Origin of the sequence: Rouxiella chamberiensis (assembly GCF_026967475.1) — a bacterium.
Taxonomy (GTDB): Bacteria; Pseudomonadota; Gammaproteobacteria; order Enterobacterales; family Enterobacteriaceae; genus Rouxiella; species Rouxiella chamberiensis.
In genome coordinates this window covers 2,753,661-2,778,273 of the sequence record NZ_CP114058.1, presented here as the reverse complement: position 1 = coordinate 2,778,273, position 24,613 = coordinate 2,753,661, and the positions used below count along the sequence as shown (strand labels likewise).

The 24,613-nt window shown below is 54.3% G+C and carries 18 protein-coding genes, 1 other RNA gene and 4 pseudogenes; 13 read left to right on the top strand and 10 right to left on the bottom strand.

Annotated elements, in window-relative coordinates:
* The first annotated feature begins 23 nt into the window (after positions 1 to 23).
* Positions 24 to 872, top strand: a complete 849-nt coding sequence (gene cof, locus O1V66_RS12895; RefSeq protein ID WP_269127634.1) for an HMP-PP phosphatase — start codon at positions 24 to 26, stop codon at positions 870 to 872.
* A gap of 103 nt (positions 873 to 975) precedes the next feature.
* Here the strand turns inward: cof and O1V66_RS12890 are convergent.
* A pseudogene (locus O1V66_RS12890) lies at positions 976 to 2,020 on the bottom strand (PLP-dependent cysteine synthase family protein).
* A 120-nt stretch (positions 2,021 to 2,140) separates the two neighbouring features.
* On the opposite strand from O1V66_RS12890, the gene O1V66_RS12885 reads away from it, so the two are divergent.
* The 5 genes from O1V66_RS12885 (at position 2,141) to amtB (ending at position 8,331) form a co-directional block, all read left to right on the top strand.
* Complete coding sequence (locus O1V66_RS12885) at positions 2,141 to 2,596, top strand: Lrp/AsnC family transcriptional regulator (protein WP_045046069.1); 456 nt, start codon at positions 2,141 to 2,143, stop codon at positions 2,594 to 2,596.
* 148 nt (positions 2,597 to 2,744) lie between these two features.
* Positions 2,745 to 4,514 carry a SmdA family multidrug ABC transporter permease/ATP-binding protein gene (locus O1V66_RS12880; protein ID WP_045046070.1) on the top strand — a complete coding sequence of 590 codons (1,770 nt, stop codon included), beginning with the start codon at positions 2,745 to 2,747 and terminating at the stop codon, positions 4,512 to 4,514.
* The gene (locus O1V66_RS12875; RefSeq protein ID WP_045046071.1) at positions 4,511 to 6,295 is read left to right on the top strand and encodes a SmdB family multidrug efflux ABC transporter permease/ATP-binding protein; all 1,785 of its coding nucleotides are present in this window, start codon (positions 4,511 to 4,513) and stop codon (positions 6,293 to 6,295) included. The genes O1V66_RS12880 and O1V66_RS12875 overlap by 4 nt, the downstream gene beginning before the upstream one ends.
* A 368-nt stretch (positions 6,296 to 6,663) precedes the next feature.
* Positions 6,664 to 7,002 (top strand): P-II family nitrogen regulator, encoded by a 339-nt coding sequence (gene glnK, locus O1V66_RS12870; protein WP_045046072.1) that lies wholly within the window; start codon positions 6,664 to 6,666, stop codon positions 7,000 to 7,002.
* Between the two features lie 42 nt (positions 7,003 to 7,044).
* Entirely contained in the window at positions 7,045 to 8,331 is a 1,287-nt protein-coding gene (gene amtB, locus O1V66_RS12865) for an ammonium transporter AmtB (protein ID WP_045046073.1), read from the top strand.
* 96 nt (positions 8,332 to 8,427) lie between these two features.
* Here amtB and tesB read toward each other — a convergent pair whose 3' ends face one another.
* A complete protein-coding gene (gene tesB, locus O1V66_RS12860) occupies positions 8,428 to 9,294 on the bottom strand; it encodes an acyl-CoA thioesterase II (protein ID WP_045046074.1) in 867 nt (288 codons plus the stop codon).
* Between the two features lie 224 nt (positions 9,295 to 9,518).
* On the opposite strand from tesB, the gene O1V66_RS12855 reads away from it, so the two are divergent.
* Positions 9,519 to 10,085, top strand: a complete 567-nt coding sequence (locus O1V66_RS12855) for a YbaY family lipoprotein (RefSeq protein WP_045046075.1) — start codon at positions 9,519 to 9,521, stop codon at positions 10,083 to 10,085.
* A gap of 86 nt (positions 10,086 to 10,171) precedes the next feature.
* On the opposite strand, the gene O1V66_RS12850 is transcribed toward O1V66_RS12855, so the two are convergent.
* Complete coding sequence (locus O1V66_RS12850) at positions 10,172 to 10,480, bottom strand: MGMT family protein (protein ID WP_045046076.1); 309 nt, start codon at positions 10,478 to 10,480, stop codon at positions 10,172 to 10,174.
* 142 nt (positions 10,481 to 10,622) lie between these two features.
* On the opposite strand from O1V66_RS12850, the gene ffs reads away from it, so the two are divergent.
* An RNA gene (gene ffs / locus O1V66_RS12845) (signal recognition particle sRNA small type) lies at positions 10,623 to 10,719 on the top strand.
* 336 nt (positions 10,720 to 11,055) lie between these two features.
* Here the strand turns inward: ffs and O1V66_RS12840 are convergent.
* From O1V66_RS12840 to O1V66_RS12830, 3 genes are all read right to left on the bottom strand, one after another.
* Positions 11,056 to 11,259 carry an HHA domain-containing protein gene (locus O1V66_RS12840; RefSeq protein ID WP_026110585.1) on the bottom strand — a complete coding sequence of 68 codons (204 nt, stop codon included), beginning with the start codon at positions 11,257 to 11,259 and terminating at the stop codon, positions 11,056 to 11,058.
* 43 nt (positions 11,260 to 11,302) lie between these two features.
* Entirely contained in the window at positions 11,303 to 11,671 is a 369-nt protein-coding gene (tomB, locus tag O1V66_RS12835; protein ID WP_045046077.1) for an Hha toxicity modulator TomB, read from the bottom strand.
* Positions 11,672 to 11,963: 292 nt separating this feature from the next.
* The gene (locus tag O1V66_RS12830; RefSeq protein ID WP_045046078.1) at positions 11,964 to 12,317 is read right to left on the bottom strand and encodes a hypothetical protein; all 354 of its coding nucleotides are present in this window, start codon (positions 12,315 to 12,317) and stop codon (positions 11,964 to 11,966) included.
* 431 nt (positions 12,318 to 12,748) lie between these two features.
* On the opposite strand from O1V66_RS12830, the gene O1V66_RS12825 reads away from it, so the two are divergent.
* The 3 genes from O1V66_RS12825 to O1V66_RS12815 are packed head-to-tail and all read left to right on the top strand — an operon-like array spanning position 12,749 to position 15,251.
* Complete coding sequence (locus O1V66_RS12825; protein WP_045046079.1) at positions 12,749 to 13,486, top strand: metal ABC transporter ATP-binding protein; 738 nt, start codon at positions 12,749 to 12,751, stop codon at positions 13,484 to 13,486.
* The gene (locus O1V66_RS12820) at positions 13,483 to 14,340 is read left to right on the top strand and encodes a metal ABC transporter permease (RefSeq protein WP_045046080.1); all 858 of its coding nucleotides are present in this window, start codon (positions 13,483 to 13,485) and stop codon (positions 14,338 to 14,340) included. The genes O1V66_RS12825 and O1V66_RS12820 overlap by 4 nt, the downstream gene beginning before the upstream one ends.
* 32 nt (positions 14,341 to 14,372) lie before the next feature.
* On the top strand, positions 14,373 to 15,251 hold the full coding sequence (locus O1V66_RS12815; protein WP_045046081.1) for a metal ABC transporter substrate-binding protein: 879 nt from the start codon (positions 14,373 to 14,375) through the stop codon (positions 15,249 to 15,251).
* A gap of 133 nt (positions 15,252 to 15,384) precedes the next feature.
* Here O1V66_RS12815 and ykgO read toward each other — a convergent pair whose 3' ends face one another.
* The 4 genes and pseudogenes from ykgO to O1V66_RS12795 form a co-directional block, all read right to left on the bottom strand.
* The gene (gene ykgO, locus O1V66_RS12810) at positions 15,385 to 15,528 is read right to left on the bottom strand and encodes a type B 50S ribosomal protein L36 (protein ID WP_045046082.1); all 144 of its coding nucleotides are present in this window, start codon (positions 15,526 to 15,528) and stop codon (positions 15,385 to 15,387) included.
* Positions 15,529 to 15,546: 18 nt separating this feature from the next.
* Positions 15,547 to 15,801: a type B 50S ribosomal protein L31 gene (locus O1V66_RS12805; RefSeq protein ID WP_045046083.1), complete on the bottom strand. Its 255-nt coding sequence runs from the start codon at positions 15,799 to 15,801 to the stop codon at positions 15,547 to 15,549.
* 168 nt (positions 15,802 to 15,969) lie between these two features.
* A pseudogene (acrB, locus tag O1V66_RS12800) lies at positions 15,970 to 19,118 on the bottom strand (multidrug efflux RND transporter permease subunit AcrB).
* A 16-nt stretch (positions 19,119 to 19,134) separates the two neighbouring features.
* Positions 19,135 to 20,306 (bottom strand): annotated as a pseudogene (locus O1V66_RS12795) (efflux RND transporter periplasmic adaptor subunit).
* 143 nt (positions 20,307 to 20,449) lie between these two features.
* Here O1V66_RS12795 and acrR point away from each other — a divergent pair.
* Positions 20,450 to 21,088 carry a multidrug efflux transporter transcriptional repressor AcrR gene (gene acrR, locus O1V66_RS12790; protein WP_045046086.1) on the top strand — a complete coding sequence of 213 codons (639 nt, stop codon included), beginning with the start codon at positions 20,450 to 20,452 and terminating at the stop codon, positions 21,086 to 21,088.
* A gap of 131 nt (positions 21,089 to 21,219) precedes the next feature.
* Positions 21,220 to 24,604, top strand: a pseudogene (gene mscK / locus O1V66_RS12785) (mechanosensitive channel MscK).
* Positions 24,605 to 24,613: the final 9 nt, after the last annotated feature.

The following is a 24,613-nucleotide window of genomic DNA, read 5'->3' as shown; positions in this document are numbered from 1 at the left end:
TCGGGTAGAGGAGGAATGACAGAGTGAGAGACAACAATACGTTTCGTCTGGCCGCTTTTGATATGGATGGCACGCTTTTGATGCCGAATCACCAGTTGGGTGACAAAACGCTACATACCTTGCGCCAGTTGGCCGCGCGCGCCGTGACCCTGACGTTCGCGACCGGTCGTCATTATCTCGAAATGAAACAGGTGCTCGCCAATATCGATATTCCGGGTTATCTCATCACCGGCAACGGCACGCGCGTACACGCACTCGACGGAACCTTGCTGCATGCCAGCAATCTTCCCGAAGACAGTTTCCGCGAGCTTGTCGGCCACGATTGGCGCACACCGGCCAGTCTGCATGTATTTCGCGATGACGGCTGGTTTACCCATCATGACAATCCCGAACTGCTTCACGCCCACGCGTTCAGCGGTTTTCGCTATCAAGTGGTCGAGCTGGCGAAAATACCGGCGACGGGCAACAGCAAAGTCTGCTTCTGCGCGCCGCACGAGGTGCTGGCAGAGTTGGTGCCGGTGCTTGAAAGCCACTTCGGCAATCGTCTCGACTTCTGCTTTTCGGCGCATGACTGTCTGGACGTAATGCCCGCAGGCAGCAACAAGGGCAGCGCGCTGGCGCTGCTGACGGACAGGCTCGAGATCCCCCTTGCCGAGTGCATGGCCTTTGGCGATGCCATGAACGATCGTGAAATGCTGCACAGCGTAGGACGAGGACTGGTCATGGGCAATGCACTGCCGCTCCTGCGGGAGCACGCCGCGCAGCTTGAGGTAATCGGCCACTGCAAGGATCAGGCCGTGTCACACTTTTTACAACATTGGCTGAATTACCCCGATCGGCCTTATTCATTGGAGTCCTTTTCGTTTGAATAAGCGAGTCGAATAAGGGTTACCCGAGTTATCGTCCCCCGTAAACTTGGGCATTACAGCCAGCCGACGTTTTCCCGTCGGCTTTTTTATTAGCTAGACAGCATGTCTAGCGTAAGCCGTGCAGCTTTTCGCGATAGGGTGACAGGTCGCCGAGGTTTTCGGCCACCCAGTGCGGATTGAAATAGGTGTGCTGATAACGCTCGCCGCTGTCGCAAAGCAGCGTCACGATAGCGCCTTTTTCACCGCGCGCGCGCATCTCTTCGGCAAGCTGCAACGCGCCCCAGACATTGGTACCGGTCGACCCTCCGACCTTGCGGCCCAGCATGGTTTCCAGCCAGTGCACGGTCGCAACGCTGGCGGCATCGGGCACGCGCATCATGCGGTCAATCACGCCCGGCAGGAAGGAAGGCTCGACCCGCGGACGACCAATACCTTCAATTCTGCTGCTGCACGCGGCGACGGTCGTCTTGTCGTTTTGCTGATAACTGTCATGGAACACCGAATTCTCGGGGTCGACGACCACAAGCTCCGTCTGATGTCCCTGATAGCGAATATAACGCCCCAACGTTGCCGAAGTGCCCCCGGTTCCGGCGCTCATGACGATATAGCGCGGAACCGGGTGACGGCTCGAGCGCCATCTGGCGATAAATACTTTCGGCGATATTATTGTTGCCGCGCCAGTCGGTTGCGCGCTCGGCGTAGGTGAACTGATCCATATAATGACCGTTCAACTCTTTTGCCAGCTGTTCGGAGGCCGCATAAATCTGGCTCGAGTTCTCAACAAAGTGGCAACGACCGCCGTAAAATTCGATCTGCTGAATTTTTCGCGGCGCAGTGCAGGCGGGCATGACGGCAATAAACGGCAGGCCAAGCAGGCGCGCGAAGTAGGCTTCTGAAATGGCAGTGCTGCCCGACGAAGACTCGATGATCGGCGTATTTTCCTTGATCCAGCCGTTGCATAGGCCGTAAAGAAACAGTGAACGCGCCAGACGATGTTTCAGACTGCCCGTCGGATGCGTGCTTTCATCTTTGAGGTAAAGCGGGATGCCCGGAAAATCGGCGATGGCCAGGCGAATAAGATGGGTGTCGGCTGAACGCTGAAAATCTGCGTCGATCTCTTTGATGGCGTTTTTGACCCAGCAGTCGTTCATGTGAAGCTTCCGGTATTAAAAGGTAGAGAACGGTAGATTACCGTGCTCCCCGGGAAAAAGGATTGCTATTTTTGGTTGATAACGGCAATTTTAGAGAAAGATTTTCTCTCGGAGCGCCAAATGATAGATAAAATTGACCGTAAGCTGCTGGCGATGCTGCAAGAGGACTGTACGCTGTCGCTTGGCGAACTGGCCGACGCCGTAAATCTGACCTCGACGCCCTGCTGGAAGCGGGTCAAAAGGCTGGAAGAAGAAGGCATTATTCGTGGGCGGGTGGCGCTGCTTGACGGCGAAAAACTCGGCCTGAGCCTGACGGCTTTCGTGCGCATCAAAACCCAGCAGCACAGCAGTCAGTGGTATCAGAATTTTGTCGAGCAGGTTGAGTCCTTTCCCGAAGTGCTGTCGTTCTATCGCATGGCCGGAGAATTCGACTACCTGATGCAGGTGCAGGTCGCCGACATGAAAAGCTATGATAACTTCTATAAAAAGCTGGTCAGTGCCGTGCCCGGCCTGCTCGATGTCACTTCCAACTTCGCGATGGAGCGCATCAAGTCGACCACGCATTTGCCACTTTAGGTAAAAAACTTTCATGAGAAGGGCGGGTCATCGGTGTTATTCTAGACGCGTCAAACAAAGCGAATCATGGAAATCAACGCGAATCCCGTAATTCAACGCTACTCTGGTCAATGCAAAAACTAACATCTACAATCATGGAAAAATCTGCGTGAGACTGTTCGCTCAACTGGCCTGGTACTTCCGCCGTGAATGGCAAAGGTATCTGGGTGCCGTCGCTCTGTTAATCATCATTGCTATCCTGCAACTTCTGCCACCCAAACTGGTGGGGATTATTATCGATGGCGTGACCAGTAAGACACTCCCTTCCGGCAAGCTTTTCGGCTGGCTGGGCCTGATTCTGGGCACGGCGGTGCTGGTCTATCTGCTGCGCTATGTCTGGCGCGTGTTGCTTTTCGGCGCGTCTTATCAGCTCGCCGTCGAGCTGCGTCAAAATTTCTATCGTCAGCTGAGTCGTCAGCATCCGGCATTTTATTTACGTCACCGCACCGGTGACCTGATTGCGCGCGCCACCAATGATGTCGACCGGGTGGTATTTGCGGCGGGCGAAGGCGTGCTGACGCTGGTGGATTCGCTGGTGATGGGGCTTGCCGTGCTGATTGTCATGGCGACGCAAATCAGCTGGGAACTGACCCTGCTTTCGCTGGTGCCGATGCCGATTATGGCGGCAGTTATCAAGCGCTACGGCGATCAGCTGCATCAGCGATTCAAGGTTGCGCAGGCGGCGTTTTCGTCGCTAAACGATCAGGCGCAGGAGAGTCTGACCAGCATTCGCATGATCAAGGCGTTTGGTCTCGAGAATCATCAATCCTCGCAGTTTGCCGAAGTGGCCGAAGACACCGGTTTTAAAAACATGCGCGTGGCGCGTGTCGATGCCCGTTTTGATCCCACTATTTATGTCTCTATCGCGATGGCCAACCTGCTGGCGATTGGCGGCGGTAGCTGGATGGTGGTCAATGGCTACCTGACACTCGGCCAATTGACCAGTTTCGTGATGTATCTTGGCCTGATGATCTGGCCGATGCTGGCGCTGGCCTGGATGTTTAATATTGTCGAACGCGGGAGCGCCGCCTACAGCCGCATTCGCAGCCTGCTGGAAGAAGCGCCGTGCGTGGTCGATGGCACGCAACCGCTAACCGCCGATCGCAGCACGCTCGACGTGAATATCCGCCGTTTTCAGTATCCGCAAACCGACACGCCCGCCTTGCAGGATGTACAGTTTCGTCTCGCGTCGGGCAATATGCTCGGCCTTTGCGGCCCGACCGGCTCCGGAAAAAGTACGTTGCTGGCCTTGTTGCAGCGCCAGTTCGACGTCACGCAGGGCAGCATCTCCTATCAGGGCAAGTCGCTGGATAACGTGCTGCTCGACGACTGGCGCGCCAGACTCGCGGTCGTCAGCCAGACGCCGTTTCTGTTCTCCGACACCATTGCGCAAAACATCGCGCTCGGCCGACCGGAGGCGACCACCGAACAGATTGAGCAGGCGGCCAGAATGGCCTGCGTGCACGACGATATTCTGCGCCTGCCGCAAGGCTATGAAACCGAGGTCGGCGAGCGCGGCGTCATGCTGTCCGGCGGGCAGAAGCAGCGTATTTCAATTGCGCGCGCGCTGTTGCTCGATGCCGAAATTCTTATCCTTGACGACGCACTCAGCGCCGTCGATGGCCGTACGGAACATCAGATTTTGCAAAACCTGCGCCAGTGGGGCAGCAATAAAACGGTCATTATCAGCGCTCACCGCCTGTCTGCGCTGGTCGATGCCGCCGAGATCCTGGTCTTCAACAAAGGCACCGTGGTTCAGCGGGGCGACCACGAGATGCTGGCGTCGAATGCTGGCTGGTATCGCGATATGAATCGTTATCAACAGCTTGAAGCGGCGCTGGATGATGTTCCTGCCGAACCGGAGCCAGAATTGTCATGAGTGAGCTTATTTCCAACGCGCCGCCCGCCAAAAAAATAAAACTCTGGCCGACGCTGAAACGCCTGCTGGTCTACGGAAAATCCTACCGACGACCGTTGTCGATTGCGGTCATCATGTTGTGGATTGCCGCCGCCGCCGAAGTGCTCGGCCCTATCCTTATCAGCTATTTCATCGACCACTTTGTCGCCAAGGGTGAGTTGCCGCTGGGCAAGGTCAGCCTGCTGGCGGTGACCTTTATCGTGTTGCAGATTCTGGCTGCCAGTCTGCACTACTGGCAGGCGCTGCTGTTTAACCGCGCGGCGGTTGGCGTGGTTCAGCGGCTGCGTACCGAAGTGATGGATGCCGCACTGCGCCAGCCGTTGAGCGCCTTCGATACCCAGCCGGTCGGGCAGCTTATTTCTCGCGTAACCAATGATACGGAAGTGATTCGTGATCTTTATGTCACCGTTGTCTCGACCGTATTGCGCAGTATCGCCCTGATTGGCGCGATGCTGGTGGCGATGTTTTTACTCGACTGGCGAATGGCGCTGATTGCGTCGTGCATCTTCCCGGCCGTGCTGGTGGTGATGGCGCTGTACCAGGTCTACAGCACGCCGGTCGTGCGTCAGGTGCGCAGCTATCTGGCCGATATCAATGACGGATTCAATGAAGTGATCAACGGCATGGGCGTAGTGCAGCAGTTTCGCCAGCAGCAGCGCTTTGGCGAACGCCTGAGCCGCGCCAGTCAGTCACACTATCTGGCGCGCATGAAAACGCTGAAGCTGGAGGGTTTTCTGCTGCGTCCGCTGCTCAGCCTGTTTGGTTCACTTATTCTGTGCGGTTTGCTGGTGCTGTTTGGTTTCAGCGAAGAAGGCAGCATTGGCGTAGGTGTGCTGTATGCCTTTATCAACTACCTTTCACGACTTAACGAACCTTTGATAGCGCTGACTTCGCAACAGTCGATTCTGCAACAGGCGGTGGTCGCCGGTGAACGTATCTTTGACCTGATGGACCGTTCGCAGCAGGAGTACGGTGAAGATACCGCGCCGTTGACCAGCGGAGAAATCGAGTTCGACAACGTCTCCTTTGCCTACCGTCAGGACAAAATGGTGCTGGAGAACATCTCGCTACACGTGCCGTCACGAGGGTTTGTGGCGCTGGTCGGGCACACAGGCAGCGGCAAGAGTACGCTCGCGAATCTGCTGATGGGCTATTATCCGCTGAATCATGGGGATATCCGCGTCGATGGCCGCTCGCTGACGACGTTGTCCCATTCCTGCCTGCGCAAAGGCGTGGCGATGGTGCAGCAGGACCCGGTGGTATTGGCCGAATCGGTGCTCGCCAACGTGACACTCGGCCGCGATGTCGACGAAGCGCAGGTGTGGCTGGCGCTCGAAACCGTGCAGCTTGCGCCGCTGGTAAAAGCGATGCCCGAAGGCATCAATACCCGTCTCGGCGAGCAGGGCAATAATCTCTCCGTGGGGCAGAAGCAATTGCTGGCGATGGCGCGCGTTCTGGTGCAAGCGCCCGAAATTTTGATCCTCGACGAGGCAACGGCCAATATCGACTCCGGTACCGAACAGGCGATTTCCCGTGCCTTGCGGGCCATTCGCCAGCAGACGACGCTGGTAGTGATTGCACACCGTTTGTCGACCATCGTCGATGCCGACAACATTCTGGTGCTGCATCGCGGTCAGGCAGTGGAGCAGGGCAATCATCTTCAGCTGCTTCAGCAAAAAGGCCGCTACTATCAGATGTATCAACTGCAACTGGCAGGCGAAGAACTCGCCTCCGCCGAGTAGTGTTTCCACATTTTCGACAGCTTTTCAACGCGCGCTACGCCTGATTCGACAGGGCGTAGCGCCTAAAATTCAACCGCCTTCTTGACCTCGATTCTCCGCATTCTGCACTCTCCTGTGGCATCATCTCAGCCGCCTCCGATATCCCTGCACTCTTTGTGACCATTATGCACCGTTTTGGTGCCTTGCCGTTTGCACGCCTGTGGCCCAATACGCGCCAAATCCTTTGGCGAATATTCCGAAAATGCCGTGGCTAGGGGCTAATGACGCGAATCCGCTAAATTGAGCATTTTTGGCACAACCCTTGCTTTAACCAATTCGTATTGGGCGTGAGTCGCATCACGATAAGCTCTTAATTAAGGAGTGGCAAAATGAAGCTGGTTACTGTGGTGATCAAACCTTTCAAGCTGGAAGACGTGCGCGAAGCACTGTCAGCTGTAGGCATTCAGGGGCTGACCGTAACAGAAGTCAAAGGTTTTGGTCGCCAAAAAGGTCATGCGGAGTTGTATCGTGGTGCTGAATATAGCGTCAACTTCCTGCCAAAAGTAAAAATAGATATCGCTATCGCTGACGATCAGCTTGATGAAGTGGTTGATGTGATTAGTAAGGCGGCCTACACCGGCAAGATCGGTGATGGCAAGATTTTCGTTGCCGAATTGCAACGCGTTATTCGCATCCGTACCGGCGAAACCGACGAAGCAGCGCTGTAATTACAGACTCGGATTAGAACTAGAAATAGGGGTAGATTGATAATGAAAAAACTTTTATCCATGATGGGGCTTGCCGGCGTTGCCTTGTTGCCTTCTCTGGCAATGGCGGCCGATCCGGTTGCCAACGGCGCCGACAATGCCTTCATGATGATTTGTACAGCACTGGTATTGTTCATGACCGTTCCCGGCGTGGCGCTGTTCTACGGCGGCCTGCTGCGTTCCAAAAACGTCTTGTCGATGCTGACTCAGGTCATCGTCACGTTTGCTCTGGTTTGCGTACTGTGGATGCTTTACGGCTATAGCCTGGCCTTCAGCGAAGGCAACGCGTTCTTCGGCGGATTCAGCAACGCAATGCTGAAAGGCATCGGTCTGACCTCGCTCACCGGCACCTTCTCGCAGATGATTCACGTGGCGTTCCAGTGCTCCTTCGCGGCGATTACCGTGGCGCTGGTCGTCGGCGGCATTGCTGAACGTGTCCGCTTCTCTGCGGTGCTTATCTTTACCGTTATCTGGCTGACGTTCTCTTATATTCCAATCGCGCACATGGTATGGGCAGGCGGTTTCCTGGCGGCCGACGGCGCGCTGGACTTTGCAGGCGGTACTGTCGTTCACATCAACGCAGCAAGCGCCGGTCTGGTCGGTGCGTATCTGCTGGGTAAACGTGCGGGCTTTGGCAAGGAAGCGTTCAAACCTCACAACCTGCCGATGGTGTTTACCGGTACGGCGGTGCTGTATGTGGGCTGGTTCGGCTTCAACGCCGGTTCTGCAAGCTCGGCAAGTTCGATTGCTGCGCTGGCGTTCCTGAACACCGTCATGGCTACCGCAGGCGCAATCCTGTCATGGGTGCTGGTCGAGTGGATGGTTCGCGGTAAACCTTCGCTGCTGGGTGCCTGTTCCGGTGCCATCGCGGGTCTGGTTGCCATCACGCCGGCCTGTGGTACGGTCGGCGTCGGCGGGGCTCTGATTATTGGTCTGGTAGGCGGCGTTGCGGGCCTGTGGGGTGTTGTTACCCTGAAAAAATGGCTCAACGTGGATGACACCTGTGACGTGTTCGGCGTGCACGGCGTGTGCGGTATCGTAGGATGCATCCTGACCGGCGTATTCAGCGCCAGCTCCCTGGGCGGCACCGGCTACGCAGAAGGCGTAACAATGGGTCATCAGGTCTGGATCCAGCTGTTGAGCATCGTGGTGACACTGGTCTGGTCGAGCGTCGTGGCGTTTATCGCCTACAAGATTGCCGACATGGTCGTAGGTCTGCGTGTTCCTGAAGAGCAGGAACGTGAAGGTCTGGACGTGAACAGCCACGGCGAAAACGCGTACAACCAGTAATACGATTTGATAAAAATATAACGAGTAGTGATGAGATGGCAAAAGGGGACGATAATTTCGTCCCCTTTTTTATTGTGCGCAAAAACGTCGTAAACCTTATTCCGCCTTTCTGTTACGCATCACGCCTTCCTGCACCGTAGAGGCGACCAGCACGCCGTCACGCGTGTAGAACTGTCCTCTGACAAATCCCCTTGCGCCCGACGCCGAAGTGCTCTCTATGCTGTACAGCAGCCATTCGTCCAGACGGAAAGGGCGGTGGAACCACATGGAGTGGTCGATGGTCGCGACCTGCATGCCCGGCTCGAGAAAACCGACGCCGTGCGGTTGCAGCGCAGTCGGCAGAAAGTTGAAATCCGAGGCATAGCCCAGCAGATACTGATGAATGCGCAGGTCATCCGGCATCTCGCCATTGGCTTTTATCCAGATGGCGCGTTCCGGTAAATCTTTCTTGCCTTGCAGAGGATTATGGAATTTCACCGGGCGCATTTCGATAGGGCGCTGGCCGGTAAACTTTTCTCTGTATTTTTCGGGGATCAGGTGCGCGAAATTACGTGCAATCTCGGTTTCGGAAAGCAGTGTTTCTGGCTCTGGCACCTCGGGCATGCTGTTTTGATGCTCGAATCCCTTTTCATGACTCTGGAAAGAGGCGGTCATATAGAAAATCGGTTTGCCGCCTTGTACCGCCTTGACCCGCCGCGCACTGAAACTGTTGCCATCGCGCAGGATTTCAACGTCATAAACGATAGGCCGCGTGCTGTCGCCAGGGCGCAGAAAATAGCTGTGGAAGGAGTGAATGCCGCGGTCGGTGGGAACGGTCTGCTTGGCGGCGTACAGCGCCTGCCCGACCACCTGTCCGCCGAAAACCTGCCGTAGCCCGAGATCTTCGCTTTGCCCGCGAAACAATCCCTCTTCAATTTTTTCAAGATTGAGTAAATCCAGAAGATTATGCAGTGCCTGACTCATGGCTAACCTCGTCAATGTGGTTTTTTCTACTATGCTGTGATGGCGGGCGTTTCTCAACAAAAGATAGTGGAACTTCCCGCAGGCAGAAGAAGCTTTATTCCGGCGGCAGGAATATTTCGGATTTATGTGCCATAGTTATTTGTACGAGTGGTTAAATTGACTATTCCAATCAAATTGGCATATAGAATTGCGCCGAAAAGATGACAATAAAAGGAGTACGATCTATGAAACTTTGGCAGATAGTAGGTGGGACCGCGCTGTCTTTTGCTCTAGCAGGTTGTGCTACACATCAGACGCCTCCCCCAGAATCACCTAACTCGTCCGCGAGTCCGTCAACGCGTCCGGCCATTACCGGCCCCAACGTGTCCGGTACGGTGAATATTTCTCAACGTGTCGCTTTACCACCGGATTCGGTACTGACGGTCACACTGTCCGACGCCTCGTTGGCCGATGCCCCTTCACGGGTCATTGCCCAGAAAGTCGCGCGTACAGAGGGGAAACAGGCACCATACAGCTTTATCCTGCCGTATAACCCGCAGGACATTAAACCTAACTCCCATATTATCCTGAGTGCGGCGCTGACCATTAATGGTCGTCTGGCCTTTATCACCCAGGACATCAAGGAAGTCATCAATAATGCGAAAGGCACGCGTGCCGATCTGCAATTGGTGCCAGCAACCTCGGTGCCGGTAGTGACTCAACCGGCCGCACCGGGCCCGATGGGCAACCCGGCCGTGTCGCAGCCTAACGGTGCACCCGTACCGCCACCGGCTCCAGCCCCAATGTATTAACAGGCTGTAATCCTTCCCCGTCTTGATTCCTGGTGACAACAAGTCACCTTCAAGGCGGGGAATGCCTGCCCTTCACATCGTATTCTCTAGAATTTCCAGCCGAACGTCAGTAAATCTATCTTGCCCGCCCTGAACATTACGCCTTCGGCCAGCAGTGCCTGACGCTGACGTTTGAAATCTTCACCTTGCAGCGAGATCTCGCCGTGGCGATTCACAACGCGATGCCAGGGTAGCGTGCTGCCTTCGGGAAGCTTTTTCAACACGCCGCCTACCTGCCTTGCCGCGCGAGGCGAGCCTGCCATACGGGCGACCTCGCCATAGGTTGTGACCTGACCCGACGGGATGGCGGCGATTATCTGGAAAACGCGTTGACGAAAATTATCGACTTCTGACATGCCCGATACCTTTATCAATAAAACTGGCGTCGATTGTATAAGAAAACAACGGTTGTCGGCAGTTAACTTGCAATTGTTATACTCATCCCTGATAATGCCCACCGCTTCGCAGTATTGAAGCCGTTAACGACAATGGGGGCCCTGTTGGTTCTCCCGCAACGCTAACTTGTTAACCAGGTCAGGTCCGGAAGGAAGCAGCCATAGCAGGTGTCGTGTGTGCCGGGATGTAGCTGGCAGGGCCTCCACCATTTCAGCCATACCTTTCCATTGCCCTCACTCTTTTTTGTCGCTTTCCTTATTTTCCCTTTGTCATCATTGCAACTCTTCAACCACTTTGAGTTATTCATTTCGAAAAATAGAGTTATTTTAATATAGTGATTTAAGTCAAATTAATGGGTAGGAAAGGCAACATTAGTTTCACTGGATGGAACTTGCCGTCGCGATATGAAATAGGGTGTAAAAGATAATGAATGGAATTGGGGAATAGGCGCAACACCGAAATGAGAAATATCATTCGGAAGAGGAGAGATTGAGCCGACGAGAATATCGGCTCAATCGAGGTCATGGTCAAAAAATTAGCGAACGAATTTCCAGACGGAAGTCGGGATCTTGTCATACAGCTTGTTCATCGTCAGCTCGGCTAAACGGTGATCGGCAGCTGAATAGAAAAGCTCCAACTCGTCATTGGAAAGTTCGTACTTATTTTTTTCGATAACGCGTTCGAGAGTGTCAATGGTGGTGCACTTTCTCAAACGCATCAAATAATCAATTTTGTTCATCATGGCCTTTTCAACTGTTGCTCATTACTTTATTAAATTATCTTTAGGTTTTCATCAGGGCACAAACATAATCCCCTGAGAACATTCTGAATAGTCGTTTCTTGGTTTTTTGCCATTGACGTAAATCAGAATCGTTAATTCCGTAGTTGCTAAATAAGGTATAAGTATCATCAAGATACTCTTCTACCAGATCGCTGAGGTTTGTTTCGTCCGGGTATTTAATTTTAAAGCTCATGACGAACGAGGCAATATGCTCAATCAGGTCATTAAGCTGCAAGTTGACAGCGGAGGTCGGGTCGTTGACCCAGCCATGATGGCTGTCTCCCAAGGTCGCAATTCCTTCGTCATACAAATTTTCGTTGAGGAACCGCAGTTGCGCAATATCGTGTCGCTTAGGCGAGTACTCATCCATATCATCCCCTCCGTAATGGTTATTCGGTGTGATAACACTCTGTGAGTAAACAAAAACTTTAAAAACAACAAAATCCGAGCTAACCAAGGACTGCCAGGTAAACGTGAATACCCGTTAAATCAAACTACATTTATCAAAGAGGATTGCCGCAGGCGTTCGCTTCAGGACGTGTTTCTGCTGCGCCGTGCTACGGCCATTATCTTGTCGGAGGATGTTTATCGAGACGTAATAATGGCCTCACAATATAAATATAATCTAATTTTAGAAAACTGCGCAAACCTATTACTGAAACTTACAATTCATTTTCGGTGCCAACAGAGTCAAAATCTATTATATCAAACTCAAGACCTTCAGGTTTTAAGATAAAGGAGACTGTTTCTATTGAATCTTCTTCTGCATTAAGGTCGAGACAACCATTGAAAATGGTCCAATCATAGCGGTAACTCATTGAGTAGGCTTGATTATCTTTTAACTCGATTGACTTGATAACTAAGGAACCCGGCGTATAACGTGCGTTCGGCGAATAATAACCTAAACCGGCAGTTAATGGATCTTCAATCACCTGAATATTAGATTCTATTATTTGCTTTAGTTCCGCAATGCTTGGCGTTTTTCCATGACTCTCGAACGGAATCAATTTTTTCATAAGAGTTTTCTGATCAAAAAAACGGACAACAATAATTATTGCATATTTTTTCGAGCTTGTACCCCACGGCAATAAAATAATTTAGCGTGAGGATATCTCCCATTTTATTGTTTTTATTAACTATTTTATGGAAAATCATATTTGATTACGCTTTATCTGTCATAATAAGCGACGATTTTTGTCTAAATCTTGACCTTTCGCACACGTTTTTATTCTCTACATGCGCCAGCGCGCGGCGGTTATCCGCAGATGCGCTCCGCCGTGGCGGTTCTTGAAAAACGGTTCGGAATATGTTGTTATATTATAACATCTCTAGAGCATTTCATTATGACTAAAACATTTTTCACCCTTTCTGCATTTTCCCGCTGTGCTATTGCCCTGATTTTACTGGCAATCTTGTGGTCAGGGATTTATTGGGCCATCTCGTTACCATGATTAACCTCTCCAATCTCGAAGTCGGCTATGAGCGACGCGCCGTGGCGATGCCGCTAAGTGGGCAGATTACGGCCGGCTCGTTAACCGCTGTCATCGGTGCCAACGGCGCAGGCAAGTCGACCTTTCTGAAAACCCTGGCAGGTCTGCAACCGGCAATTTCCGGTTCTATCGAATTTACCGAGGGTTCTGCGCGCGGCAAACGTCCGCAGTTGGCCTATCTACCGCAGCAGGCCGAACTGGATCGCCAGTTTCCCATCAGCGTCTTTGACCTCGTGGCAATGGGATGCTGGCCGCAGAGCGGGCTGTTTGGCGGCATCAGCCGCGAGTCACAGCGTCAGGTTACCGAAGCGCTCGACACCGTCGGCATGACCGATATGCGCAACGTCGCCGTGGGCGAACTCTCGGGCGGTCAGTTGCAGCGCACGCTGTTTGCCCGTCTGCTGATTCAGAAAGCGCCGCTGATTATGCTCGATGAACCCTTTACCGGCATCGACAGCCAGACCACCGAACTGCTGCTGAAAGTGATTCGCCAGTGGCACGAGCAGGGGAGAACGGTGATAGCCGTGCTGCACGACATCGCGATGGTCGCGCGCCACTTCCCCCAAGTGCTGTTCCTGAGTCAGCAACAAAATATCTGGGGAAAGGCAGACGACGTGCTGTGCCATTTTCCCCATCGCGATCATGCCTGCATCCTGGCCGACGAGTTCAGCGAGCAGCGGAGAGTCATTAAATGATGTGGTTTCACCTGCTAGTCGATCCTTTTGTGCAGTTTGGTTTTATGCGCCGCGCGCTGATAGCCTGCCTTGCGCTGTCTATCAGCGCCACGCCGCTTGGCGTATTTCTGCTATTGCGCCGCATGAGTCTGGTCGGCGATGCGCTGAGCCATGCCGTGCTGCCCGGCGCGGCTATCGGATACCTGATTTCGGGGATGTCGCTGGTGGCGATGGGCGTGGGCGGTTTTATCGCCGGTCTGGCGGTGGCGATGCTCTCAGGCGTCGTCAGTCGCCGCACCCAGCTTAAGGAAGACGCCAGTTTCGCAGGCTTCTATCTCGGATCGCTGGCGCTCGGCGTAACGCTTGTGTCGCTCAAGGGGTCCAGCGTCGATCTGCTGCACGTGCTGTTTGGCTCGATTCTGGCGATTGATTCGCATGCCCTGCTGATGGTCGGGTCGATAAGCAGCGTGTCATTGCTGGTGCTCGCCTGCATTTATCGGGCGCTGGTTATTGAATCTTTTGATGCGCTGTTCCTGCGCGTCAGCGCCGGTAAATGGCTGGCCGTTATCCAGGGCATTTTTTTGGCGCTGGTGGTGGTCAATCTCGTCGCCGGTTTCCAGATTCTCGGCACATTGATGTCTGTTGGCTTGATGATGCTGCCTGCCGCCAGTGCGCGTTTTTGGGGTAAGGATCTGCCGCATACGCTGCTGATTGCCATGCTTATCGGCATGCTCTCCAGTATCGTCGGGCTTGTCTGGTCCTATTACGCCTCGCTGCCCGCCGGTCCGGCCATCGTGCTCAGCGCCAACGTCATTTTCTTTATCTCGGTTCTGTTTGGAACGCGGGGCGGCATGTTGACCGCCTCGCGACGTTAAGTCGTAAAAAAGTAGTCTAATAAGGAGTGGAAATGAAACTTTTACCTGTTGCTCTGTCAGTAGCTGCCCTGCTGTCGAGCCCGCTGGCGATGGCCGGAACGGTGAATGCCGTGGCCAGTTTTTCTATCCTCGGCGATATCGTGCAGGAAGTCGGTGGCGATCATGTCAAGGTTACAAGCCTTGTCGGTCCCGATGGCGATCCGCACAGCTTTGAACCCGCGCCGAAAGACAGCAAGTCGCTGTCGACGTCCGACCTGGTGTTTGTGAGCGGTCTGGGCATGGAAGGCTGGATGGACCGTCTCATCGGCGCATCGGGCTACCACGGCAAAGTGATCGTCGCCTCGCAGGGCGTCGATTCTCGCCAGATGGAAGACGAAGGCAAAACCGTGACCGACCCGCACGCCTGGAACAGCATGGCGAACGGCGTGATTTATGCCACCAACGTCATGAACGCGTTGATTGCCGCCGACCCGGAAGATGCCGACTATTTCCGTCAGCACGGCGGCGCGTACATTGAACGTCTTAAAAAGCTCGATAGCTGGGCCAAGGACGAGTTCAAGGGGATTGCGCAAAACAGGCGCAAGGTGCTGACCAGTCATGATGCCTTTGGCTATTTCGGCAAAGAGTACAATGTCACCTTTATGGCACCGGTGGGCTTCTCGACCGAATCCGAAGCCAGCGCCAGCGGTGTAGCTTCGCTTATCAAGCAGATCAAGGACGAGAAGGTCAAAACCTACTTTATCGAGAACCAGACCGACCCGCGTCTCGTGAAGCAGATTGCTTCGGCAACCGGTGCGCAACCGGGCGGTGAGCTGTATCCAGAGGCGCTGTCAGGTCCGCAAGGTCCGGCAACGACCTACGAGAAAGCCTTTACCCACAATGTGAAAGCTATCGTCGCCAGCATGAAATAATCTTGACCCTCTCCGCTGCCTGATGCGGCGGAGAGGGCACGTGCAGTCCACTTCTTTTAGATGCAACAAAGCCCCGTTGGGCAAGCAACGGGGCTTTTTTTATGGCTATCATCATCCTGCCCGTGCGGCGGGATTAACGTTTCTTTTTCTTCCCACCCTGCACGGCCTTGAAGCGCGGGTTACTCTTGCAAATCACATACAGACGGCCCTTGCGCTTGACGATGCGGCAATCCGGATGACGATTTTTTGCTGATTTCAACGAACTTAATACCTGCATTTCCCTCTCCCAACGTGCTTATTTTTTACCGAGGAAGCTGCCGAAACGCTGGTTGAAGCGCGCGGTGCTGCCTTCTTTCGAGAACTCTTTCTGCTTGCCGGTGTAATACGGATGCGAAGCGGAAGAGATATCGAGCGTGACATACGGAAAGGTCTGGCCTTCCAGTTCAATGGTGCGATCGGTCTTGATGGTCGAGCCGACGCGGAAATATTCGTCAACGCTGGTGTCATGAAAAACCACTGTGCGATAGGCGGGATGAATGTTCTCTCTCATAATCGATCCTAAAATGTAATGTTATACTATAACAATTATTATGCGCGTGTTGGTTCTGCGCTTCAAGCCCGAATTAGAATTTTTTTAAACAGGTAGGGGAGAGGGGAGAAAGGCGGGGCATAAAAAAGGCCGCGTGTGCGGCCTTCGGGAGACGAGAATTATCGGGGATTAATGATGCGTGGACTCAACCGGCTGGCTGTGTTCCGTATCGTCTTTCTTCTTGCCGAAGCGGCGGCGAACCACCACGAAGAATACCGGAACAAAGAAGATAGCCAGCAGCGTAGCGGTGATCATCCCGCCCATAACGCCGGTCCCTACCGCGTTTTGCGCGCCGGAACCTGCGCCGGTACTGATAACCAGCGGCATAACGCCGAGGATAAAGGCCAGCGAGGTCATCAGGATAGGGCGCAGACGCATACGGACCGCCTCAAGCGTCGCCTCAATCAGCCCTTTGCCTTCCTTGTCCATCAGGTCTTTGGCGAATTCGACTATCAGGATGGCGTTCTTCGCCGACAGCCCGATAGTGGTCAACAGCCCGACCTGGAAGTACACGTCATTGCTAAGCCCGCGCGCGGCGGCGGCTATCAGCGCACCGATAACGCCGAGCGGCACCACCAGCATGACCGAGAACGGAATCGACCAGCTCTCGTAAAGCGCCGCCAGACAGAGGAACACCACGATAAGCGAAATGGCATACAGCGCCGGTGCCTGGTTGCCCGACAGCCTTTCCTGATACGACATGCCGGTCCAGTCGAAGCCGATACCGCTTGGCAGTTTCGAGGCCAGCGACTCCATCATTTCCATCGCCTCGCCGCTGCTCTTGCCTTCTACCGGCTGACCGAGGATTTCCATCGACGGCAGACCGTTATAGCGCTCGAGTCGTGGCGAACCGTATTCCCATTTTGCCGTCGAGAAGGCAGAGAACGGCACCATCTGGCCCGAACTGCCGCGAACGTACCAGTTCTCGATGTCTTTCGGCAACATACGGAACTTGGCATCGCCCTGCACGTACACTTTCTTCACGCGACCGCGGTCGATAAAGTCGTTGACGTAACTTCCCCCAAGCGATGCGCCAAGCGTGGTATTGATGTCGGAGATAGACACGCCCAACGCCGTGGCTTTTTCCTGATCGATTTCCAGCTTGTACTGCGGCGTATCTTCCAGACCGTTGGGACGCACGCCCGCCAGCAGATCAGAATGCTCGGCGACCATGCCCAGCAGCTGATTACGCGCCTGCGTCAGCTTGTCGTGTCCGAGGTTGGCCTGATCGATAAGTTCGAAGTCAAAGCCGGTTGCCGTACCCAGCTCGACTATCGCCGGCAGGTTGAAGGCAAAGACCATGGCGTCTTTTATCTTGCTGAACTCGCCCATTGCGCGGCCGGTAATGCCTGCGACCTTGTTCTCGGCACCGCTACGCTCCGACCAGTCTTTCAGACTGACGAAGGCGATACCGGTATTCTGGCCACGTCCGGCAAAACCAAAGCCGTTAACGGTGAACACGGAATTGACGTTGGCTTTCTCTTTGGTCAGATAATAGTTGCTGACTTCATCGAGCACCTTCTGCGTACGTTCCTGCGTGGCACCGGCTGGAAGCTGGGCCATGGTGAGGAAGACGCCCTGATCTTCTTCCGGCAGGAAGGAGGTCGGCAGGCGGATGAACAGCAGCGCCATACCAATCACAATCAGCAGATAAATCAGCAGGTAGCGTCCCGTACTGCGCAGGATGTTACCGATGCTGTCCGTGTAGTGATGCGTGCTCTGATCAAACTTCTTGTTAAACCAGCCAAAGAAGCCGGTGGTTTTACCGTGATCGCCTTTCTTAATGGGTTTGAGCATAGTGGCGCAGAGCGCAGGCGTCAGAATCAACGCCACCAGCACCGACAGCACCATCGCGGAAACAATGGTAATCGAGAACTGGCGGTAAATAACGCCGGTGGAGCCGCCAAAGAAGGCCATCGGAATAAATACCGCCGACAGCACCATCGCAATCCCGACCAGCGCGCCCTGAATCTGGCTCATTGATTTCCGGGTCGCCTCTTTCGGCGGCAGACCCTCTTCGGCCATCACGCGCTCGACGTTTTCGACCACCACGATGGCGTCATCCACCAGCAGGCCGATGGCGAGCACCATCCCGAACATCGTCAGGGTGTTTATCGAGTATCCAAACGCCGCGATAATGGCAAACGTACCCAGCAGGACGACCGGCACGGCGATGGTGGGGATAAGCGTCGCACGGAAGTTTTGCAGGAACAGGTACATTACGAGGAACACCAGCACGATAGCCTCGACCAGCGTTTTCACCACTTCCTGAATCGAGATTTTCACGAACGGCGTGGTGTCGTACGGATAGACCACTTTCATGCCGTTCGGGAAGAACGGTTGCAGCTTCGCCAGTTCGGCCTTGACGGCAGAGGAGGTGTTGAGGGCGTTGGCGTTGGTCGCAAGCTTGATTCCAAGACCCGCCGCCGGCTGGCCGTTATAACGGGCTATCACGTCATAGCTTTCGCCACCGAGCTTGATATCGGCCACGTCTTTCAGGCGAACCTGCGAACCATCGGTATTGACCTTCAGAATGATTTGCCCGAATTCGTCTGCCGATTTCAGACGCGTCTGCGCCACGATGGATGAGTTAAGCTGCTGACCCGGCACCGGCGGAGTACCGCCAAGCTGACCGGCGGCCACCTGATTGTTCTGTACGGTAATCGCGTTGATGACATCGACCGGCGTCAACTGGTAGTTGTTGAGGCGATTCGGGTCCATCCAGATACGCATCGCGTACTGCGCACCAAACAGCTGCACATCACCCACGCCGGAAGTACGGCTGATGGGATCCTGAATATTGGACGCCACGTAGTCGGCGATATCCTGCTGCGTCATGTCGCCATCGGAAACAAAGCCCGCCACCATCAGGAAGCTGCTGCTCGATTTCTGTACCTTGATCCCCTGTTGCTGCACTTCCTGCGGCAACAGCGGCATGGCCAGCTGGAGTTTGTTCTGTACCTGAACCTGCGCGATATCGGCGTCGGAACCGGAAGCAAAGGTCAGGGTAATCTGCACCGCACCGGACGAGTCGCTGGTGGAAGACATGTACATCAGGTTATCGATACCGTTCATGTTCTGTTCGATAACCTGGGTGACCGTATCCTGCACCGTCTGCGCATCGGCACCCGGATAGGTTGCCGTCAGCTCGATAGCCGGGGAGCCACGGTCGGATACTGTGCAATAGGAAGTTTGAGGATCGACAATCCTCCCGCCAGCATGATGATGATGGCGATAACCCATGCAAAGATCGGGCGATCAATAAAGAAATTAGCCATGAATTACCGGCTCCTTTTAAGACTTCGGTGCTTCTTCAGCAGGTGCTTTCTGGTCAGCTTCTTGCGCTGTAACCTGAATGCCCGGTTTCACTTTTTGCAGGCCGGTCACAATGACCTTATCGCCAGACTTGAGACCGTCGGTCACAACCCATTTATCGCCAATGGCCTGCGTAGTGGTTACGGTACGAAGTTCGACTTTATTGTCTGCGCCCACGACCATCGCGGTAGCATCGCCACGCGGGTTACGGGTAATCCCCTGTTGCGGCACCATCAGCGCATTGTTGTTGACGCCTTCATCCAGACGGGCGCGCACGAACATGCCGGGCAGCAGCAATCCGTCAGGGTTGGGGAACACGGCGCGCAGAGTGATGGAACCGGTGGTTTCATCTACGGTCACGTCGGAGAACCCAGCGTACCCGGCTGTTTGTACTGCTTGCCGTTGTCGAGAACCAGTGTGGCTTTGGCCTTGCCGTCCTGCTGTTTCAAGGTGCCGTCGGCAAGCTCCTGCTTGAGGCGCAGGAAATCGTTGCTCGACTGGGTTACGTCAACATAGATAGGGTCGAGTTGCTGTACGGTTGCCAGCGCATCGGTTTGACTGCTGGTTACCAGCGCCCCTTCGGTAACGGAAGATTTACCGATACGGCCGCTGATAGGCGCAATCACTTTGGTGTAGGCAAGATTGATACGCGCCGTTTCAACGGCCGCCCTGGCCGCGACCACGGAGGCATCGGCCTGTAACGCGGTTGAGGTTGCGGTGTCGTAATCCTGTTTACTGATGTAGTTGGTGCCGAGCAGAGGTTTATAACGATTGACGGTCACGCGAGCAATTTGCGCGCTGGCCTGGGCTTTGGCCAAATCGCCTTTGGCGCTGTCGTAGGTGGCCTGATAGGGCGCGGGATCAATCTGGTAGAGCGAGGTGCCCGCTTTGACTTCACTGCCTTCAACGAAATTACGTTTCAGGATGATGCCGCTGACCTGGGGACGAACCTCGGCGATGCGAAAGGCAGACGTGCGTCCCGGCAATTCGGTCGTCACGTTCAGGGGTTCAGCTTTTAATGTGACGACGCCCACTTCAGGGGCAGAAGGTGCGCCCTGTTCGGTTTTTTTATCGTTACATCCTGTAAGAGCTAATCCGCCGGTTAGCATCAGAACGACCGCCAGAGGCGTTAACCCTCTGTTTTTGTTCATAAATAAACCTCAAGTGTCCGATTTTCAAAATATATTCAATGGATGCTGATTGTTACATTCCACTGCTGCGTTTTTAGTATGTGCATGCTATGTTACATACATTCACGAATGTATGTAAATTAAACTCCCTTCAACGTTACCCTATGGCACGAAAAACCAAAGCGCAGGCCCTGCAAACCAGACAGGAAATTCTGGATGCGGCCATTGGCCAGTTTTCCGCCCGCGGCGTGTCTGCTACATCCCTCACAGATATCGCCCACGCCGCCGGGGTAACCCGAGGTGCAATCTATTGGCATTTCAAAAACAAAGTCGAACTTTTCAACGCCGTTTGGGAAAATTGTGAATCTCAGGTGCATCGGCTGGAAATTGAGTATCAGACAAAGTATCCGAATGATCCACTGCGCGTGCTCCGCGAGATATTGGTGTATTTGCTTCGTGCTACGGTAACCGATCCCTCGCGCCGTTCAATGATGGAAATCATATTTCACAAATGTGAATTTGTTGGGGAGATGAGTTCCGTTCATGACGCGCGCAAGGCGCTGTATATGGAGGGTTATGGCAAGATTGAAAGCATTCTGCATCGCTGTATCGAACAGGAGCAACTGCCCAAAAATCTGCATACCCGCCAGGCCGCGATTATCCTGCGTGCCTACATTACCGGTCTGATGGAGAACTGGCTTTTCATGCCGCAAAGTTTCGATCTCTCTCATCAGGCCAGTGAATTTATTGATACTTATATCGAGATGTTGCGATTATGTCCAAGCTTGTTTAAAAGTAATTAAGTGTTTCCAAAACAGCGCGACAAGCATAGATAAAGTTTTACAACTTTGAAAGAGATTGGGCAGGGCAGACAGATACGTTGCCGATGTTTGCCGTGGTAAACTATCGCACCTCCGATTGAAAGAAGTAAACCATGTTTAACCGATCCGTCGAGTTTCGTGGCGTTAATACCGATCTCCTGCGCATTTCTTCGCGGCGTCTGCTGCATTTTGTCATTATTTTATTGCTGTGCTGGGTTCTGGCGCCCGTTGCGCGGGCGGCGACGGCGGATATCCCGACCCATAACGAAGTGCAAAGTCAGCTGGACGCGTTAAGCCGGCAGAAAATCCTCTCGCCGACAGAAAAACTTACCCAGCAGGATCTCTTTCGCACCCTCGAACTCCTTGATGCGCTCGACCGGGTCAGGCAACAGCAAAACCAGCTGCGCCAACAGCTTGCCGATGCGCCGAATGCACTGCGTGCCGCTTCCCAGGGGCTCGACAAGCTACAGGATAAAATCGACAACGCCGTGCTGAAAACGCAACTCGGCGCGCTGTCGTTGCAACAGCTTGAAAGCCGGCTCAACGATACGCTGGACGACCTGCAGTCTTCGCAAAACGATCTCTCTACCTATAATACCCAGCTTATCACGCTGCAAACCCAGCCCGAGCGCGTGCAGAATGCGATGTACAGCTATTCGCAGAGCCTGCAGACCATCCGCAACACACTCAACGGCATGGCACCCAATCAGCAGGACTTGCGCACCACCCAGCAAACCATGCTGTTAACGGAGCAGGCGCTGCTCAACGCCGAAATCGACCTTCAGCAGAGCAGTCTGCAGGCCAATACCCCGTTGCAGGATCTGCTGCAAAAGCAGCGCGATTACACCAACGCGCACATCAATCAGCTCGAGCAGGTGACGCAGGTGTTGCAGGAAGTGGTCAACGACAAGCGGCTGATTCTCTCCGAACGCACGGCAAAAGAGGCGCAAACGCCGGGCGATACCACCGATTTGCAAAAAGATCCGCTGGTCAGTCAGGAACTGGATATCAACCGTGACCTCAGTCAGCGGCTAATCGCGTCGACGGAAAACGGCAACAGGCTGTTGCAGCAGAACATCACGGTCAAAAACTGGCTCGATAGGGCATCGCAGTCCGAACACGATCTGAAAGAGCAAATCACCGAGCTGAAAGGTAGCCTGCTTTTGTCGCGTATCCTTTATCAGCAGCAGCAGAACAATCAGCCCACGGCCAGCCTGATGACCGACATGAGTGCGCAGATAACCAATCTGCGTCTCGAGCAGTTCAACATCAACCAGCAGCGCGATGCCCTTTTTCAGGGCGATGACTATATTCAGGGGCTGACTAAAAACAGCAAAGAGACGATTAACGACGACATCAGCGACGCGCTGGATCAGATAATCGACGTGCGCCGCGAACTGCTGGATCAGCTCAATAAACAGCTGGGCAATCAGCTGGCGCTGGCGATAAACCTGCAAATCAACCAGCAGCAGCTCATCAGCATCAATAAATCGCTGACCAGCACGCTGACGCAGCAGATTTTCTGGGTCAGCAGCAACAAGCCGATGGACTGGGACTTTATTACCTCGCTGCCGCAGAATGTGCACGCGCAGATCAAATCGGTGAACGTGATGATGCCGCTGGTTTCGCTGAAGGCTGGGGCGCTGCGATCCCTGCCGGTTACGGTGCCCCTGTTGTTGGTGATCAGTGTGTTGCTACTACGCCGCCGGGCGATTCTGGCGCGTATCGAGACGCTCGGAAACGATGTCGGCCAGCTTAAGCGCGATACCCAGCTCCATACGCCGCAGGCGCTGATGATGGTCGCGCTGCTCACCTTGCCGGGCGTGCTGATGACGCTGGGTATCGGCTATTGGCTTTCAGTCTGCGATATCGACCTGAACGATTTTCTGTGGACGCTGGCGCAGCGCCTTGCCGTGTTCCAGTTTGTGATGGGATTTTGCTATCGCTCCCTTGCGCCACAGGGCGTGCACGAACGTCATTTCAACATTCCGGGCACCACGGCGGCGCACTATCGGCGATCGATCATTCGTCTTTCGTTGACCATGTTGCCGCTTATCTTCTGGACCGTGCGCGGTGAGAAAGCGCCTTTGGGGCTGGTTGATGACATTATCGGCCAACTCGTGGTGTTGATGACGCTCGCGGTGTTGACCGTGCTGGTGTTTCCGCTTTCCCGCGACAGCTGGCGGGCGAAGAATACGCACACTGTGCGGCTGGTGGCCGTCACGGCCATTGCCTTTGCGCCGCTGTTCTTTATCGGCCTGATGCTGACCGGCTATTTCTATACCACGCTGCGGCTTTCCAGCCGCTGGATAGACAGCCTGTATCTGCTGATTGCCTGGAACATCACCACCCATACCGCGCTGCGTGGATTGGGTGTCGCGGCGCGGCGACTGGCGTTTCGGCGTGCGCTGGCGCGTCGGCAGCTCAACAATGCCAAAGACGGCAACGAAAGTGCGGATCAGGCCGAGGAAGCGCCGCTGGGGCTGGATCAGATCAATCAGCAGACACTACGCCTGACCACGATGGCGCTGTTTATCGTTTTCGCCGTTATCTTCTATCTGATTTGGTCGGATTTGCTGACCGTCATCTCCTATCTCGACAGTATTTCGATGTGGCACTATTCCGCCAATATCGAGGGCAAGGTGGTCCAGCAGACGGTAACGCTGGGCAATTTCCTGCTGGCGTTTGCCACGGTGATTGTCGCCTATGTGCTGACCCGCAACCTGCCCGGTCTGCTTGAGGTGCTGGTTCTGTCACGTCTGCAACTGCGGCAGGGCGCGTCTTACGCCATTACCACCATCATGACCTATGCCATCACCGTGATTGGCGCGATTACGGCGCTCGGCTCGCTCGGCGTGTCGTGGGACAAGCTGCAATGGCTGGTGGCGGCGCTGTCCGTCGGGCTGGGCTTTGGTTTGCAGGAGATTTTCGCCAACTTTGTCTCGGGCCTGATAATCCTGGTTCGAGCGGCCGATTCGTATCGGCGATACCGTGACGATAGGCACCTATTCGGGGTCGGTCAGCAAGATTCGTATTCGCGCCACGACCATCACCGACTTTGACCGCAAGGAGGTGATCATTCCCAACAAGGCTTTTGTGACAGAGCGGCTGATTAACTGGTCGCTGTCCGACACTGTCACGCGCGTGGTTATCAAGGTCGGCGTGGCCTACGGGTCGGATCTGGATAAAGTGAAAGACATTCTGTTGCAGGCGGCGAAAGATAACGCGCGGGTGATGAGTGATCCGGGGCCGACCGTCTATTTTCTGAACTTCGGGGCCAGCACGCTTGAACATGAATTGCGACTGTACGTTCGGGAGTTGGGTGACAGAAATGCCACCGTCGACGAGCTGAACCGCCGCATCGATGCGCTATGCCGCGAGAATAATATCAATATTGCTTTCAATCAGTTGGAAGTCTATTTACATAATCGGGACGGCAACGAGGTTCAGGCGGTCAAACGGCCGATAACGCCGCCGGACGAGGGAGAGCTTGCCTAGTCGGACGAC

Excerpts from the sequence above, each read along its gene's own strand:
- O1V66_RS12825 (WP_045046079.1), top strand. The coding sequence starts at position 12,749 with ATGATTAACCTCTCCAATCTCGAAGTCGGCTATGAGCGACGCGCCGTG.
- acrR (WP_045046086.1), top strand. The coding sequence starts at position 20,450 with ATGGCACGAAAAACCAAAGCGCAGGCCCTGCAAACCAGACAGGAAATT.
- O1V66_RS12805 (WP_045046083.1), bottom strand. The coding sequence starts at position 15,801 with ATGAGAGAGAACATTCATCCCGCCTATCGCACAGTGGTTTTTCATGAC.
- ykgO (WP_045046082.1), bottom strand. The coding sequence starts at position 15,528 with ATGCAGGTATTAAGTTCGTTGAAATCAGCAAAAAATCGTCATCCGGAT.
- O1V66_RS12875 (WP_045046071.1), top strand. The coding sequence starts at position 4,511 with ATGAGTGAGCTTATTTCCAACGCGCCGCCCGCCAAAAAAATAAAACTC.
- O1V66_RS12830 (WP_045046078.1), bottom strand. The coding sequence starts at position 12,317 with ATGAAAAAATTGATTCCGTTCGAGAGTCATGGAAAAACGCCAAGCATT.
- amtB (WP_045046073.1), top strand. The coding sequence starts at position 7,045 with ATGAAAAAACTTTTATCCATGATGGGGCTTGCCGGCGTTGCCTTGTTG.
- tesB (WP_045046074.1), bottom strand. The coding sequence starts at position 9,294 with ATGAGTCAGGCACTGCATAATCTTCTGGATTTACTCAATCTTGAAAAA.
- O1V66_RS12840 (WP_026110585.1), bottom strand. The coding sequence starts at position 11,259 with ATGAACAAAATTGATTATTTGATGCGTTTGAGAAAGTGCACCACCATT.
- glnK (WP_045046072.1), top strand. The coding sequence starts at position 6,664 with ATGAAGCTGGTTACTGTGGTGATCAAACCTTTCAAGCTGGAAGACGTG.
- O1V66_RS12820 (WP_045046080.1), top strand. The coding sequence starts at position 13,483 with ATGATGTGGTTTCACCTGCTAGTCGATCCTTTTGTGCAGTTTGGTTTT.
- O1V66_RS12855 (WP_045046075.1), top strand. The coding sequence starts at position 9,519 with ATGAAACTTTGGCAGATAGTAGGTGGGACCGCGCTGTCTTTTGCTCTA.
- tomB (WP_045046077.1), bottom strand. The coding sequence starts at position 11,671 with ATGGATGAGTACTCGCCTAAGCGACACGATATTGCGCAACTGCGGTTC.
- O1V66_RS12885 (WP_045046069.1), top strand. The coding sequence starts at position 2,141 with ATGATAGATAAAATTGACCGTAAGCTGCTGGCGATGCTGCAAGAGGAC.
- O1V66_RS12850 (WP_045046076.1), bottom strand. The coding sequence starts at position 10,480 with ATGTCAGAAGTCGATAATTTTCGTCAACGCGTTTTCCAGATAATCGCC.
- O1V66_RS12815 (WP_045046081.1), top strand. The coding sequence starts at position 14,373 with ATGAAACTTTTACCTGTTGCTCTGTCAGTAGCTGCCCTGCTGTCGAGC.